The sequence below is a fragment of the Xanthomonas cassavae CFBP 4642 genome (genome assembly GCF_000454545.1).
In the GTDB taxonomy this organism is placed as follows: Bacteria; Pseudomonadota; Gammaproteobacteria; order Xanthomonadales; family Xanthomonadaceae; genus Xanthomonas; species Xanthomonas cassavae.
Genome location: NZ_CM002139.1, coordinates 4256216 through 4269057, shown reverse-complemented (window position 1 = coordinate 4269057; position 12842 = coordinate 4256216). Strand labels below are relative to the sequence as shown.

16 protein-coding genes and 1 pseudogene are annotated in these 12842 nt (G+C 63.7%); 5 read left to right on the top strand and 12 right to left on the bottom strand.

Annotated elements, in window-relative coordinates; genetic code table 11:
• Positions 1 to 141 precede the first annotated feature (141 nt).
• The 3 genes and pseudogenes from XCSCFBP4642_RS30190 to XCSCFBP4642_RS28875 all read left to right on the top strand — a co-directional run.
• Positions 142 to 594 carry a hypothetical protein gene (locus XCSCFBP4642_RS30190; protein WP_228325679.1) on the top strand — a complete coding sequence of 151 codons (453 nt, stop codon included), beginning with the start codon at positions 142 to 144 and terminating at the stop codon, positions 592 to 594.
• A gap of 57 nt (positions 595 to 651) precedes the next feature.
• Positions 652 to 855 (top strand): hypothetical protein, encoded by a 204-nt coding sequence (locus tag XCSCFBP4642_RS30185; protein ID WP_228325680.1) that lies wholly within the window; start codon positions 652 to 654, stop codon positions 853 to 855.
• A 691-nt stretch (positions 856 to 1546) separates the two neighbouring features.
• Positions 1547 to 1662 (top strand): annotated as a pseudogene (locus tag XCSCFBP4642_RS28875) (IS481 family transposase); the annotation flags it as partial.
• A 371-nt stretch (positions 1663 to 2033) separates the two neighbouring features.
• Here the strand turns inward: XCSCFBP4642_RS28875 and XCSCFBP4642_RS0118925 are convergent.
• The 12 genes from XCSCFBP4642_RS0118925 to sctU form a co-directional block, all read right to left on the bottom strand.
• The gene (locus tag XCSCFBP4642_RS0118925; RefSeq protein ID WP_084624592.1) at positions 2034 to 3086 is read right to left on the bottom strand and encodes a pectate lyase; all 1053 of its coding nucleotides are present in this window, start codon (positions 3084 to 3086) and stop codon (positions 2034 to 2036) included.
• Positions 3087 to 3254: 168 nt separating this feature from the next.
• Complete coding sequence (locus XCSCFBP4642_RS0118920) at positions 3255 to 3737, bottom strand: CesT family type III secretion system chaperone (protein WP_029221153.1); 483 nt, start codon at positions 3735 to 3737, stop codon at positions 3255 to 3257.
• 56 nt (positions 3738 to 3793) lie between these two features.
• On the bottom strand, positions 3794 to 4075 hold the full coding sequence (hrpE, locus tag XCSCFBP4642_RS0118915; RefSeq protein ID WP_200859714.1) for an HrpE family protein: 282 nt from the start codon (positions 4073 to 4075) through the stop codon (positions 3794 to 3796).
• Positions 4076 to 4158: 83 nt separating this feature from the next.
• Positions 4159 to 4401, bottom strand: a complete 243-nt coding sequence (gene hrpD6, locus XCSCFBP4642_RS0118910) for an Hrp regulator HrpD6 (protein WP_029221151.1) — start codon at positions 4399 to 4401, stop codon at positions 4159 to 4161.
• Positions 4402 to 4411: 10 nt separating this feature from the next.
• Positions 4412 to 5359: an HrpD5 family protein gene (hrpD5, locus tag XCSCFBP4642_RS0118905; RefSeq protein WP_029221150.1), complete on the bottom strand. Its 948-nt coding sequence runs from the start codon at positions 5357 to 5359 to the stop codon at positions 4412 to 4414.
• Positions 5356 to 6171 (bottom strand): hypothetical protein, encoded by an 816-nt coding sequence (locus XCSCFBP4642_RS0118900; RefSeq protein WP_029221149.1) that lies wholly within the window; start codon positions 6169 to 6171, stop codon positions 5356 to 5358. The genes hrpD5 and XCSCFBP4642_RS0118900 overlap by 4 nt, the downstream gene beginning before the upstream one ends.
• Entirely contained in the window at positions 6168 to 6428 is a 261-nt protein-coding gene (gene sctS / locus XCSCFBP4642_RS0118895; protein WP_029221148.1) for a type III secretion system export apparatus subunit SctS, read from the bottom strand. The genes XCSCFBP4642_RS0118900 and sctS overlap by 4 nt, the downstream gene beginning before the upstream one ends.
• Positions 6429 to 6432: 4 nt before the next feature.
• Positions 6433 to 7077 (bottom strand): type III secretion system export apparatus subunit SctR, encoded by a 645-nt coding sequence (gene sctR, locus XCSCFBP4642_RS0118890; protein ID WP_029221147.1) that lies wholly within the window; start codon positions 7075 to 7077, stop codon positions 6433 to 6435.
• Positions 7064 to 8047, bottom strand: a complete 984-nt coding sequence (gene sctQ / locus XCSCFBP4642_RS0118885) for a type III secretion system cytoplasmic ring protein SctQ (protein ID WP_167331398.1) — start codon at positions 8045 to 8047, stop codon at positions 7064 to 7066. Before sctQ ends, sctR begins: the two co-directional genes overlap by 14 nt.
• Before the next feature lie 63 nt (positions 8048 to 8110).
• Positions 8111 to 8746 (bottom strand): type III secretion system protein SctP, encoded by a 636-nt coding sequence (sctP, locus tag XCSCFBP4642_RS0118880; RefSeq protein WP_029221145.1) that lies wholly within the window; start codon positions 8744 to 8746, stop codon positions 8111 to 8113.
• Positions 8746 to 10668: an FHIPEP family type III secretion protein gene (locus XCSCFBP4642_RS0118875; protein WP_033898550.1), complete on the bottom strand. Its 1923-nt coding sequence runs from the start codon at positions 10666 to 10668 to the stop codon at positions 8746 to 8748. The genes sctP and XCSCFBP4642_RS0118875 overlap by 1 nt, the downstream gene beginning before the upstream one ends.
• Positions 10669 to 10676: 8 nt before the next feature.
• Positions 10677 to 11750, bottom strand: a complete 1074-nt coding sequence (gene sctU / locus XCSCFBP4642_RS0118870; protein WP_029221143.1) for a type III secretion system export apparatus subunit SctU — start codon at positions 11748 to 11750, stop codon at positions 10677 to 10679.
• Between the two features lie 212 nt (positions 11751 to 11962).
• On the opposite strand from sctU, the gene XCSCFBP4642_RS0118865 reads away from it, so the two are divergent.
• A complete protein-coding gene (locus XCSCFBP4642_RS0118865; RefSeq protein WP_029221142.1) occupies positions 11963 to 12418 on the top strand; it encodes an HrpB1 family type III secretion system apparatus protein in 456 nt (151 codons plus the stop codon).
• A gap of 34 nt (positions 12419 to 12452) precedes the next feature.
• On the top strand, positions 12453 to 12842 hold the full coding sequence (locus XCSCFBP4642_RS0118860) for a type III secretion protein HrpB2 (RefSeq protein ID WP_029221141.1): 390 nt from the start codon (positions 12453 to 12455) through the stop codon (positions 12840 to 12842).

Here is a 12842-nt window from a genome sequence, read left to right as displayed (position 1 = left end):
ATCTGTTCTTCGGAAAAACGCTTCTTCACGTCCAATCTCCTCGGGGTAGGGAATTGGACTCCAAACTAAGGCGCTACTCAAACTTGGGGGGACGTCGCGATGGTCTGACGCCGTAATTTCTCCAACTATCTGATAGAAACCGTGAAGGAAGGCCTGGCGTTGGCCAGGCAGGCCCTGAGCACCAGTAATGCGATCACCACGGCGGTGCGCGATGTGCTGGGCCGCCACATGCTCAGCAACGTGCTGGCCAATTTCGCCGCGCTCGGGGCCGGTCGTCTGGTCGCTGCACCCTTGCGCGACGGCAATCAGAACGGCAGCGCTACGGGCGAAGCCGCCAATTCCACTGCCACAGTCGTGCAGCAGGCGGTGCAGACCCTGTTCAACGATACGGTCTGGAGTGCGCTCAAGGCCAAGAACGGCGCCAACACCACCCAGGCGACACGGCTGGATCAGGAACGCGAAACCAGCGCAGCCATGCATCAACGCACCATCGCACGCACGCTTGAGGCGCTGGCCGAGCCCATCGACGAGGCGATCGCGCTGCTTTCGGTGCAGACGTCGGCAGAGGTTGCGCGCGCCCTGGAGGAGGGATAACCGCTTGCGTCGGCATTCGGGCCGCGAGTGGGGCGGTTGCGAGAGGGCCTGGAGGAATTGCGCACTGAGATCGGCACGCAGTCGATTTCGGTTTTAACCATCGACACTGTGCTCGATCGCCTGCACGCAGCGCAGGCGGGAATATTCAGCGGCATGCCGCGCAACGATCTGCCCCGGAAATTGGAGACCGAGCTAAAGACGCTCAGGCATGCAGTGCATGAAAGTGGAGAACTTCGTCAGTGGGAAAATGGCAGGCCGTGAGCGATCGATACTGCAGTTGATCCACGGTGTACCGCAGCCGCAGCCGCAGCCGCAGCCGCAGCCGCAGCCGCAGCCATAGCGACAGGCGCAACGGCGGTTGCGTCTGTCGGTTGCTGGCGGCCCGGGTGGCAGCTTGGTGGGCGGCCCTACGCACGAGTGGCGGGCGTGCAATGTTCGGCGTCGCCTCGTACGCCGGCCATTGCCCGGCCGTACGCATGGCCTCGGCAATGCGGCCGCGCTGGGCGCTGGACGATGAAGTCCACCGCACGGTCGTCGGTTGGCCCCGCGGTCTCTCGTGCCGACGCCATGTCGCTCGCGGACGCCGGGCCGAGGCGACAACACTTCCGAAGCAATGCGTTTTTTTCGAGTGCGCGCGCGCCGTCACCAGCGTCTTGCGCCATCAAGGCCGATGGCTGAGGTGAGTTCAGGATCGGCGCCGTCTCCCCGCGCAACGCCTGGCCGGCGACTCGCATAGCCAGCAGCGTTGCGATCTAGCAGGCGCCTGCCCCGCCGCGTGAACTACTCCAGTTGCAGCTCTACCCGCACTTGCTGCAAAGATTGGTCGACCTCGTTGCCCGCTAGGCAGCGCCAACAACGCTCCACCCACGGGCAAATTGCCGCTCACCTGCAGGTGGGCCGGAGCACCATCGCGCGCATCGTCCGCCGCGTCGGCCTGCATCGCCTGGCCGACCTGGGGCACTGGCTCCATCACTACAACTGGCATCGGCCCCATGCCGGCCTCGGACACCGACCTCCCACCTCATGGATCCACATCCACTGAACAACGTGGTGGGTCTACACAGCTAGCGCGCCCGCTGGCGGCGCGCAAACGTGCGCAACGCCCTACCTTGGCTGCGCGGCTGCTGCCTACCGGATGGATCTCGTCACCGAAGCGGAGCAAGCTGCAGGACGTGGAATCCACGTCTGCGCTTCGCTCGGCGACATTGCCTGCAACGATCGACGATGCCGCGGTGCTGGCCGCAGGTGTGATCGATGCACCTGGGTGCCGATGCTGACCAGGCAGCCAGCTGCGTGCCGGCCGTTCGGTGTGTGCCCGCTCGGACCCGGCGTGCGGCAGTCTCGATGCCGGCGCCGGCGCCGGCGCTGGCGTCCGGCAGATGCGTCGATCCAGGGCATCTACCGGGCGCGATCGACACGCAGCAGCGTGCAGGGCCCGATCAGCCACTATAGGCCTTGTGACCGATACGTGTCGCCCCGCTGGCCTGGGACTCGTTGGGGGCAATCACCTCGTTTGGCGCATCGGTCTTCAGGTTGGAGATCTTGACCGTCGCGCCGGGCGCGTCGGTGCGGAACACCGCTTCCTTGACTTGATTGAAATTACAATCTTCGATCTGAACGTGCGAGTCGACATCGGAGTGTCCGCCATTGGTACGGAACACCTTGCCGGCGCCGTTGACGGTGTCGCCCGACATCACCACGTCGGCAGTGCCGTTGTCCTGCACGACCTTGTCTGCGGCGTTGTTGAACGTGCAGTTGATGATCTCGACTTTGGGGCGCCCACTGACTTCGGGGCTACCACCGGCAATGCGCGCATCATGCTCACGGTTGCCCTGCCCATTGATGGTGACCGCATCCTCACTGACATCTTCATTGACGCAGTTGACCATCTTGCCGTTGCCGATGAAATGCACACCGTCGCCGCCGCCTTTCATGTGAACGTTGCAGAGGCTGCCACCGTCCTCGACGATGAACAGCGGCTGCTGGTGCTCGTCCTGATCGCCTTTGCCCAAGCGGGGGCCTCCGATGTACGTCTGACCCTTGCCGTCGAACACCTCGCCCCTATGCACTACGATGGGCTTGTTCTGGACGCCGGGCGGCGCGGTGACGACCTTGCCGGAGGGAAGTGGCGCTAGCGAGCCGCCTGGGCCCGACTTGCCGGGAGCACTGGTAGCAGGCGTTGCAGCAGTGCCGGTTCCCGCTCCGGAGGAGTTGCTGCCACTGTCGCTACCGTTACCGTTACCACTGTCATGCTGGCTGCCGGAAGTCGTGGCGCACGGCAGTTTTGATGGCGATGACGTCGGGCGTGTGTCTTCAGGTGGTTGGAGGCCATCGAACGGCTGATTCGCAGGCTGCAGCATGCCGCTGAACATGCGCTGCATGCAGTACGCCAGCATTCTCATGGTCACCGCGTTCAAGACCTGCTGCTGCGACAGTGGGAATGTGGACGGCTGTAAGCCGCCAGTCGAGTGTGAGGGAATGGCGAGATTCATCGGTGTGTCTCCTTGCATGAGCTGAATAACGGAAGAAGTCCTGCGAGGTATTACGACGCGAAAGCGTGGCCTTGTGAGACGGCGCAGCGGAGGCGCAAGGCTCCGACTGCACGCAAACGAGACGTACCTGTCCCTCCGCAGGCATCGGCTTGCTGGACGTTGAGCACCTCAGGCGCGTAGCCATAGATAGTTTCCCGTTGCGATTGCTTCGAACATTTCGTCGTGTGCAATGAAGATATTGTTGTTCCAGTAACGGCCATGTTCGGCGTAGTGGGCGAGCAGATCGCAGATCCATGCGCCGTCGACGCCGTCGTCCAGCGGCACGCGTACGATCAGGACGATCACGCCGGCATCGTTCAATCCCAGTTGCGCCTGGTCCTGCGCGTACACCGACAGGTTGGCTTCCAGCAACAGCCGGAACACCGTCAGGGTGCGCCCCGCCGGAGCAAGACCGTAGGAGATGCGTAGATACAGCGCTTCTTCTTCGGGCGCTTGCTGTGCTTCATCGTCGGTCTGGGCTGCAGGCATGTGCAGATAGACTTCAAACCCGTCTACCCAGAGCACACGGCTGCTGAGCACCGCCTGCACATCCGGCAGGTCCAGTGCTTTGCACATCTGCTGAACGATCGCTTCGAATCGGGCGCTGGTCATCCGTCATGCAACCTGACGCAGGGCCGCATACCGGCCCCGCGTCATGTCAAAAGCCGTTACTGACCGACCAGGGTTTTTGCATTGTCGCCGGCCTTGCCGATGAACTTGTTGAGCGCCACGTTGAAGTCGAGATCGTTCTTGAGCATGGTGATCTTGTTGTTCATGCGCTTTTGATCCTCGTCCGAGGCGGTGAGGTCGCCGAGCAGCGAGTCAATCTGCCCGCTCGCCCCATGCGTTGCGGAGGAACCGGACATTCCATTTGAAACGCCTCCGGTGAAGCCGTCCATGCCCTGGCCAAAGCGCGAGTGCAATGAACTCATTTCGGGAAGTAAAGCCATACGAAGACTCCTTAGCAGTTAATTAAAACGGGGGCGCCTGCCGGCGCGTTTTACTTGGTCGAGGCGACCAAGGAAATCGATGGTCAAGGCATGCCGGCAACATGCGCGACGATGTCGCGCGCGGCGTTGATGCCGTCGTGCAAGACAGTGAAATTGTTGCGTGCGGCCTGATCGCTCGCTGCAGACCAGTGCACACGGATCTGTTGCGCTGTCGTATGCAGCGCCGCCTCGACGTTGCGCAGTCGTTCGCCGGAGACATCCAGCGCCTTGGTCTGCAAGATCTTGCTCATATCCTGGGTGACCGTGTCTGTCATGGCATCGAACATGGTGCGGTTCTCATGGCGCCGCTTGCTGCGGCAGGGAGGTCAGGTGCTTGGTGCCGTCCGGTGTCTCCACGTAATTCAGTCCTTCGACAAACAGGGCGGCATCGTAGTTCGAAGGCGGTTTTACCGACGGGTCCTGCTGGGTAATGTCCACATGCAGCTTGCGGATCTCCGGGCCCAGGTCGCTGCGTAGGTCGGCAATCCGGCGGATTGCACGCTCTGCGTTGTCGCTGTTGCCGGCAATGGAAAACACGCCTTGACCGTCGTAGCGAACGTTCAGATCGCGGTCTGCCAGGGTGTCGCGCAGGGTGGCCAGCACCTCATCCACCACCACCACATCGACCGCGACGGCATGCTGATACCGATGCAGTTGTGCACGCAGGCGCGCCGCATCCGCGCTGCTCGCCACCAGGCCCTCGACCCGCACGCGCGGGCCGACCTGCTCCACGCGCGCTTCGTGCAAGCCGAGCCGTTTCAGCACGGACCGGACCTGGTTGGGCTGGTTGTCCTGGCTGCGCGCCGGAGCAGCATCGGAAAGAAATGCCGGCAGCAGGGAGGGCAGCAGCGCTGCTGCGGCCAGCGCTAGCATGGCGCCCACCACTGCACGCATCGCAGCACGCCTGGACTTGAGAGGCGGGGGTGTTGCCGGCGTCGCGGCTGGAGACAGCAACCGCTCCAGCAGTGCCACATCGTCCGGCCAATCGGCCGCAGCCTCGCCGATGCAGAGCACCAACGGACCAAACCGCATTGGATGCAGCGCAACAAACGGTGTCGTCGGTAACGTGTCGCTGCGATAACGAACTTGACCATCTGCATCCACCTCGATGATGAGCGGGCAATCGGGCCAGTCTTCGATCTGGATCTCGGCCTGGGGATCGGCGCCCAACGTATAGCTGCCTGGCTGCAAATCTAATCGCGCGCCGGCGTGTAGTCCCGTCAGTATGCGAAGTTGCATTGTCATGCACGAATCCCCTGAGCGGCCCCATCCTGGTGTTCCATCAGTAGCGTGTTCAAACGCGTGACGCCACGCGCGCAATCAGCAGGTCTGCGCGGCGTTCGCGCGTTGATCAGCATCAGCGGCAGCAGCAGGTTGAAGCTATGCAGTGCTGGTGTGGGCTCCGGTTGCGCGTGCACCATCTCAACCAGGCGTTTGCGCAAGGTGTCCATGCTCTCGGCAACGCTCCCCGCCTGCCCTGATTGCAGGTGCTCACGCATCAACATCCAGACCATGGTGGTCAGCGATGCGGCAACCGGATGGGCAATGCCGATGTCACGCAACTCCACGAACGCAGCGGTAAGGGCGTGCCGTCTGAGCGTCTGGTCGGCGGCGCGCGTTGCCGCATAGCGATCGATGACTGCCTGGACACCCGCACGCACATCCTCGTCCCGGTGGACCGGCGAGGCGCTTGGCCACGTCTCTGCCTGCGGATCGCCGGCGTGTGCGCGAGCGCCGGCGCCATGCTGGTCGTCCTGGCCTTGCCCCTGTTCGTGCGGCTGAGCGACTGCGACGCTGACCCGGCCGCGTAGCGCCGACACGCGCGCCGCTTCGGCGTCCTCCAGTTCGGTGGCGTCGAGCTCGTCGTCCATGCCATCCAGTGACCGCATGCCGCGTCGCCGCCTGCGCGGCGGAGCGGGGCGAAGACGCGGTCCATGATGTGGCGTGTCCGCCAGCGGCTGTGCGCCAGCGGCCGGCGCATCGGTATGGTGGTGCGATGCGCCGGGCGCGCTCGGCAGCGACGGCGGCTCGGCACCTGGCGAAATGCGCCGGATCATGGAAAGGCCGCCTGCATCAGCGTCTGGCCGAACTGCATGATCGCTGCGGCGCCCCACGGCGCGGTGATCGCAATGGCCGCCACCACCACCACCAGCTTGAGCGCGAACGAAATCGAGGCATCCTGCAGCGACATCACTGCCTGGATGAAGGCGATCAGCAAGCCAGCCAGCGCGGCGACGCCGACCACCGGCAACGATACCTTGAGACACAGCAACAAGGCTTCGGAGGTGAATCGCACCAGATCGTCATGGTCCATGGCGTCACCGATAGCTCAAGACCAGGCCGTGGATCAGCATGGACCAGCCATCCAGCGCCACAAACAACAGCAGCTTGAACGGAATGGCCACGTTGGTCGGCGTCACCTGCGAAAGACCCATTGCCATCAACGCATTGGCCACTACCAGATCGATCACGATGAAGACCAGATACAGCAGGAATCCGATGCGGAATGCCTCGGTCAGCTCGCTGAGTGTGAATGCCGGTGCCAATACGAGAAGATCGTCCGGCTTGAGCGTGTCGGCCTTGTCCTTGGGCCAGATCTGCTGCGCCGAACGAATGAAGAAGGCTTTCTCGCGCTCGTGTGTGTGCTTGAGCAGGAACTGCCGAAACGGTTCGCGGCAGGCGTCCAGCAGCACCACGACGCGGTTGTTGTCTGCGCCGGGAGTGTAGGTCTGCGCTGCCTTGAACGCCTCCATTCCCACCGGCGCCATCACGAAGCACGACACCAGCAAGGCGACGCCGTTGAGGACCATGTTGGGCGGCACCTGCTGCACACCGATGGCATTGCGCAGCAAGCCGAGCACCACCACGATCTTGGTGTAGGAGGTGACCACCATCGCTGCGAAGGGCAGCAGGCCCAGCATGATGACGATCAGCAGCAGCGAGCCGACATCAGGCATCTGCATGCGCAGTCTCCGACATGCTGAGGATCTGCACGCCAAGATGTTCGCCCACCGCCAGCAGCCGGCCGATGCCGATGGTCTGGCCGTAGACGACCAGACGGATGTCGGCCTGATCCACCGGCACCGACAGTTCGAGGATCTGGCCGGGCTGCAGGCCCGACAGCACCGACACAGACAGTGCAAGTTGATCCACTTCCAGGTGCACGGGCAATTCCAGTGCCGCCACATCGGTGGCGGACGAGCAGGCGTCGGGCTCGGGCGTATCGTGCTGCATCGCTGGGGGAGTCTCCAAGATCATCTGTTGCAGGTTCAGGCGCACCGAGGCGCGCAATACCGCACCTCCAGGAACGCCCCAAAGCAGCTCGCCGCTGCACACGGGGGGCGGGGCCAGCGCATGCAGCAGTACATCGCCCGTGCGCAGCGATTGCAGCAGCGCCGCCGGAGCAGTGCGCTGGCCGATACGTAGGCGTGTGGTCGCCCGCAATGCGCTCAGCCAGGCCGGCAGCGGCAGTGGCGCCGTCAGCGCAATGACAGCCGTTTGCAGTGCGGCCAGTAGGGGCGGGCTTGCGGTCTCAGCGATCGCATCGATGCGGCCCAGCGTGATGCCGAGATCGAGGCGATCGGCCGCGTCTGCACAGCGCTCGAAAGCGACGATCTCGGCAGTGCCCAGCCCGAGCGGTGCGAAGGCATGCAGTTCATCGCTCAACAGCACGCCGGCGATTGCCACGCGCAGCGCGTCATCGGGTTCGTTCAACAGCAGTGCCAGGCCATCGCGTGCAGCGATCCGCAACTCGAGGCTTCCGCCATCTAGCTCCAATTGCAGGCGTGCCGCGTCCGCAGCCCGAATGCCGCGGTGTTGTGTCGTGAAGCCGCAATGCCGCGCGGTACGTGGATCGCACAACAGTCTGCCGAGGCGTGCCCGCGCAGCTGGCACATGGGACAGCGCTTGCGGCAAGTGGCGTGCCGGTGGCATTGGTCTCAGCTCGGTTGACAAGACTGGGTCCTTCGACATGGCTGTTCTGCTGCACGCGCGGCGCTAGACGATCTCGATGCTGATCTGAAGCGTGTCGCTGAGCGCGGCCTTCAATGCGGTATCCAGGCGCCTTCTTCCATTGCAAAGTACCTCGCGCGTCTCGGGCGAGCCGCTGTCGAAGCGAAGCGATAGCTGGTCTGGCGAAAGCCGCAACAACAGTGTGGTCTGCGGCAGGATGTCGTGGTTGATCTCCAGCCACGCCTCCCAGATTCCTGCGCCGCGTACCGGCGTGGCATTGCAGAACTCGGCCACCCGCAGTGCGATGTGATGGATGACCATCTGCGCACGTTGGGTGCGGATCCACTCGGCGGCGATCTGCCGACCCAGCGCGTCGGTGTCCTCGCCTCGGGCGACCTGTCCACGATTGCCGTCATCCAGGCAGGCTGGCGCGTCTGGCGGCTGCGCAGCGTCGTGACCGTCGCGGGCAGCCTCCGTCGTTTCGGGCAGCGGCGGAGCATCGTCGCCATCCTCCGGCAACACCATGTCCGGCAACCCGGGCAGCACGCTGCCCAGACGCCGGCGCAGTTGCATGAAACTGACACGCTGCGTCGCGCGCACCGGTGTGGGCGCTATGTGCGGCTGCAGCGGTGCACCGGTGACAGGCAGGATGCGCACGTGGCGAACCGGTGGCTTGCGCATCAGGCCACCACTCTGCCGATCGGCTGCAGCTGCACCTCTGCGCCAAGCTCCTGGAAGGAGTACACCTCCAGCCAGTTGAGGCGCGCCTCGATCATGCGGCGGACATAACGCCGCACGTCCATCGATGCGACCACGGCCAGTGGATACTGTGCCCGACCTTCGACGATGCGTTCCACCTGCTCGACCAGCTGGTTGGCCTGCTCCGGTGGCAGGGCCAGGAAATTACCTGCCGGCGTGGCGCGAATCGATTGCCGGATCAACTGTTCCACCGCGTGGTCGAGCATCACCGCAGGCAGCTGCCCGGTGCCTGCGGCGGCCGTGTGCGCCAGATAACGGCCGAGATCGCAGCGCACATACTCGGTCAGCATCAGCAGGTCCTTTTCCTTCGGCCCCCACACCACCAGGCTCTCCAGGATGCTCTTGATGTTGCGCACCGGGATGCGTTCTTCCAGCAGCCGGCGCAATACATCGGCGATGCGCTGGGCGGGCATGGCCTTGTTGATCTCTGCCACCAGCCCGGGATAGTCCGCGCTCACCTGCTCCAGCATCCACTGCGTTTCCTGGATGCCGACGAACAGATGCGCACGTGCGCGCAGTGGTGCGATGGCCTGTTGGGCCAGCGCTTTCTGCAGGTCCGCGGTATCGCTCAACGTGCTGCGGGTTTCCGGGACGTCGTGAATGAGCACTTCGTACTGTAGGTCCTGCAGGGAGTCGCTCTGCCAGATCGCGATTCCCGGAAACGGCAGGCCCAGCAGTTCCACCAGTTGTCGGCGCTCGCTCTCGATCGCCTGGTCCAGCAGCGCCGGGTCGAGCTGCGCAGCCAGTTGCGGCGACAGGCGCACCGACAGGGGTGAGGCGAAATCCGGCGCGCTCTTGCGGATGTGCGGCGCATCGCCCTTTGCCCCCTTGCGGCTGGTCGATGGCAGCGTGTGCTGATCGCTGCCGCTGACATCGCGTTGCTTGCGCCAGATCGTATAGCCGCCTGCGCCCACTACCGCCGCCAGCAGCAGGAACAGTACCGCAGGAAATCCCGGAACGAACGCAAAGCAGGCGAGCAGCACGCTCGCCGCCAGCAAGGCGCGCGCATTGCCGGTGAGCTGGCGGCCGATCTCGAGCCCGAGCGAGCTGATCCTGGCCTCGTTCTCGTTGGCGACGCGGGTGATCATCACGCCGGCCGCCACCGAGATCAGCAGCGAGGCGATCTGCGACACCATCGCGTCGCCCACCGACAGGATCGCAAAGCGATTGGCGGCCTCGCCGGCGCTCATGCCGTGGTAGGTCACGCCCACCACGATGCCGGCCAGGATGTTCACCATGGTGATCACCAGGCCGGCGATGGCGTCGCCCTTGACGAATTTCATCGCGCCATCCATGCCGCCGTGCAGTTGGCTCTCGATCGCCAGCCGCGCGCGTTTGCTGCGTGCTTCGTCTGCGCTCAGGTTGCCGCCGCGCAGGTCGGCATCGATGCTCATCTGCTTGCCCGGCATCGCATCCAGGGTGAAGCGCGCACCGACTTCGGCAACGCGCTCGGAGCCCTTGGCGATCACGATGAACTGCACCGTGGTGATGATCAGGAACACCACCAGGCCCACCACCAGGTTGCCGCCGACCACCAGCTCGCCGAAGCTTTCGATGATGTGGCCGGCCTCGGCATGCAGCAGGATCGATTTTGTCGATGCGATGTTCAACGACAGCCGCAGCAGCGTGGTGAACAGCAGCAACGAGGGAAACGAGGACAGCGAGATCGAGTCGGGCACATACATGGTGACCATCAGCAGCACCACGCTCAGGGTGATGTTGATGCCCAGTAGTGTGTCGATCAGCGGGGTAGGCAACGGCAGGATCATCAGGCCGATGACCGCCACCACCAGGGCGGCGATCGCCACTTCACCGGTGTATGCGAAATAGCGTGTCAGGCGCATGCGGTCTCCTAGCAGGGCAGCGGAGTGCTGCCGTCATCGTTGTCGCGGCCCAGCGCATCGACCCAGCGCAGCACCACCGCCACCGCTTCAAACAGCGACTCTGGAACTGCCTCGCCCAGTTCGACCTGATGCAGCGCACGCGCCAATGGCGGGTTCGCCACGATCGGAATGCCGTGGGTGTGCGCATAGGCACGCAGTTCCAGCGCACCGTCGTCCACCCCCTTGGCAACTACCTGCGGCAGACCGAAGCCGTCGGGTTCGTAGGCAAGCGCGACGGCATAATGGGTCGGGTTGACCACCATCACCTTGGCCTTGGTGACACGCTCGCGCGGGTCGCCGAAGATCAGTTCCTTGGCCAATTCCTTGCGCTTTCCCTTCAGTTTCGGATCGCCTTCGCTGTCCTTGTGTTCGCGCTTCTGCTCGTCCTTGCTCATGCGTTTGTCGCGAATGAACAGCCAATGCTGCACGCTCCAGTCCGCCGCACCCACCAGCACGAACACCAGCACCGCCAGCACGCACAGAATACCCAGAGCACGCCAGCCGATCTGGGCGATGTCGGGGGTTGGCTGGTAGGCGAGCCCGATGATCGTCGGCATCAGTGCGCGCAGGCCGCACCACAGCACCACGCCGATCACCGCGGCCTTGATGCCCAGCTTCAGCAAGTTGATGAAACTACGCAACGAAAAGAGTTTCTTGACGCCGTTCACGGGGTTGAGCGAATCGAACTTGGGCGTGACCGGTTTGAGCGAGGCATTGAATCCGGTCTGCAGGAAACTGCCGATCAATCCGGCCGCCAGACATGCGACCACGAAGGGCAGCGACAGCATCAATCCCTGGATGCCGATGCGACCGAGCGCACGATTCAAGGCGGTGGCATCGCGCGTATTGGTGCTGAAATCGAGACCAATTGACATCAATGCGTGCAGGTGTTCGACAAAATAGCTGCCTGCCTGTTTCATCACCAAAAACGCGGCCAGCAGCACGGCGGCGGCAGTGACGTCCGGGCTGACCGGTATTTCTCCATCCCTGCGCGCGTCCTGTAGTTTTTTTCCGGTCGGCTTCTCGGTCTTCTCATCCGACATGGCGATCTCCGGCCGTTGCTGCTGCGCGCCGATTCTGGTCGATCCATCGCCAGGCGATCGGCTTCCAGGGCGAACGTGTGCATGGGTGGACGAAGCGCGATGTGTTTGTTCGCGATGGTATTCCGATGTTCGCTTCTGAAAAGTCGTGGCTGGCGCCGACGCGTACGTTACGCACACATGCTGTCCACAGCCATTGAATGACGAGGTGCGGTATGGAAAACATCGAATGTCCCGGCTCGGTCGTGAGTGGGCTGATCGAATTGATCACGGTCGGGCTGACCCACGAAAAACTCGAAGAGGCCGCAGCGGTGCTGGCCGCCGTGCGGGTACTGCGGCCGGAGCTGAAGGCGCTGGATACCTTCGATGCCTGGATTGCGATCAAGCGCGGCAGTTATCTGGAGGGCGCGCGGATGCTGCGCGAGCTGGAGGCCGACGCCGGTTCCAAGCCATTGTGCAAGGCATTGTACGCCTGCTGCCTGTTTGCGGTTGGCGACCCGTCATGGCATGGCGTTGCAGAGGGGTTGATCGAGGAGGACGCCGACGCCGATGCGGTTGGCCTGGTCAAGGCGCTGTCCGGGCGGCACACGCCGACCCCTGTTCCAGCGCAGGTGCCGATTGAATCCCCGGCACCGATGGAGATTCCCAGTGCGCAGTATCTGCGCGCCTGACCTGAACTTCGCCTAGCCTGCGGACGGACATTCCATGACGATCATCTCTCCTGTCGCGCCGATCACTGCCGGTACCGGCCTGTCCACGCCTGCGCTGTCACCGCCGGCGCCGAACCAGGCGCTGGTCAACCGCTTTCAGGCGCTGATGCAGTCTTCCAGCCCGCTACCGCCAGCCATGCAGCGCGTGGGAGAGCCGAGCATGGTGAGCCGGATGGTCGACGTGCAGGACGATGGTGTGCGCACCATCAGCGAGCATATCGATGCCTTCAGCATGCAGGCGCCGACCATGGGCCTGCAGGAGATGGCCTCGCAGCAAATGAAGCTGATGAATGAGCTGACAATGGTCGGCTTCAACCTCAATGTCAGCGTCGGTGTGGCGCAGTCGGGCAAGAACGCCGTGCAGACACTGTTCAAGAATCAATAG

What these genes read in the sequence shown, in the direction of transcription:
- XCSCFBP4642_RS0118925 (WP_084624592.1), bottom strand. Translation starts at nt 3,086, where the DNA reads ATGAATCTCGCCATTCCCTCACACTCGACTGGCGGCTTACAGCCGTCC.
- XCSCFBP4642_RS0118920 (WP_029221153.1), bottom strand. Translation starts at nt 3,737, where the DNA reads ATGACCAGCGCCCGATTCGAAGCGATCGTTCAGCAGATGTGCAAAGCA.
- hrpE (WP_200859714.1), bottom strand. Translation starts at nt 4,075, where the DNA reads ATGGCTTTACTTCCCGAAATGAGTTCATTGCACTCGCGCTTTGGCCAG.
- hrpD6 (WP_029221151.1), bottom strand. Translation starts at nt 4,401, where the DNA reads ATGTTCGATGCCATGACAGACACGGTCACCCAGGATATGAGCAAGATC.
- hrpD5 (WP_029221150.1), bottom strand. Translation starts at nt 5,359, where the DNA reads ATGACAATGCAACTTCGCATACTGACGGGACTACACGCCGGCGCGCGA.
- XCSCFBP4642_RS0118900 (WP_029221149.1), bottom strand. Translation starts at nt 6,171, where the DNA reads ATGATCCGGCGCATTTCGCCAGGTGCCGAGCCGCCGTCGCTGCCGAGC.
- sctS (WP_029221148.1), bottom strand. Translation starts at nt 6,428, where the DNA reads ATGGACCATGACGATCTGGTGCGATTCACCTCCGAAGCCTTGTTGCTG.
- sctR (WP_029221147.1), bottom strand. Translation starts at nt 7,077, where the DNA reads ATGCAGATGCCTGATGTCGGCTCGCTGCTGCTGATCGTCATCATGCTG.
- sctQ (WP_167331398.1), bottom strand. Translation starts at nt 8,047, where the DNA reads ATGCCACCGGCACGCCACTTGCCGCAAGCGCTGTCCCATGTGCCAGCT.
- sctP (WP_029221145.1), bottom strand. Translation starts at nt 8,746, where the DNA reads ATGCGCAAGCCACCGGTTCGCCACGTGCGCATCCTGCCTGTCACCGGT.
- XCSCFBP4642_RS0118875 (WP_033898550.1), bottom strand. Translation starts at nt 10,668, where the DNA reads ATGCGCCTGACACGCTATTTCGCATACACCGGTGAAGTGGCGATCGCC.
- sctU (WP_029221143.1), bottom strand. Translation starts at nt 11,750, where the DNA reads ATGTCGGATGAGAAGACCGAGAAGCCGACCGGAAAAAAACTACAGGAC.
- XCSCFBP4642_RS0118865 (WP_029221142.1), top strand. Translation starts at nt 11,963, where the DNA reads ATGGAAAACATCGAATGTCCCGGCTCGGTCGTGAGTGGGCTGATCGAA.
- XCSCFBP4642_RS0118860 (WP_029221141.1), top strand. Translation starts at nt 12,453, where the DNA reads ATGACGATCATCTCTCCTGTCGCGCCGATCACTGCCGGTACCGGCCTG.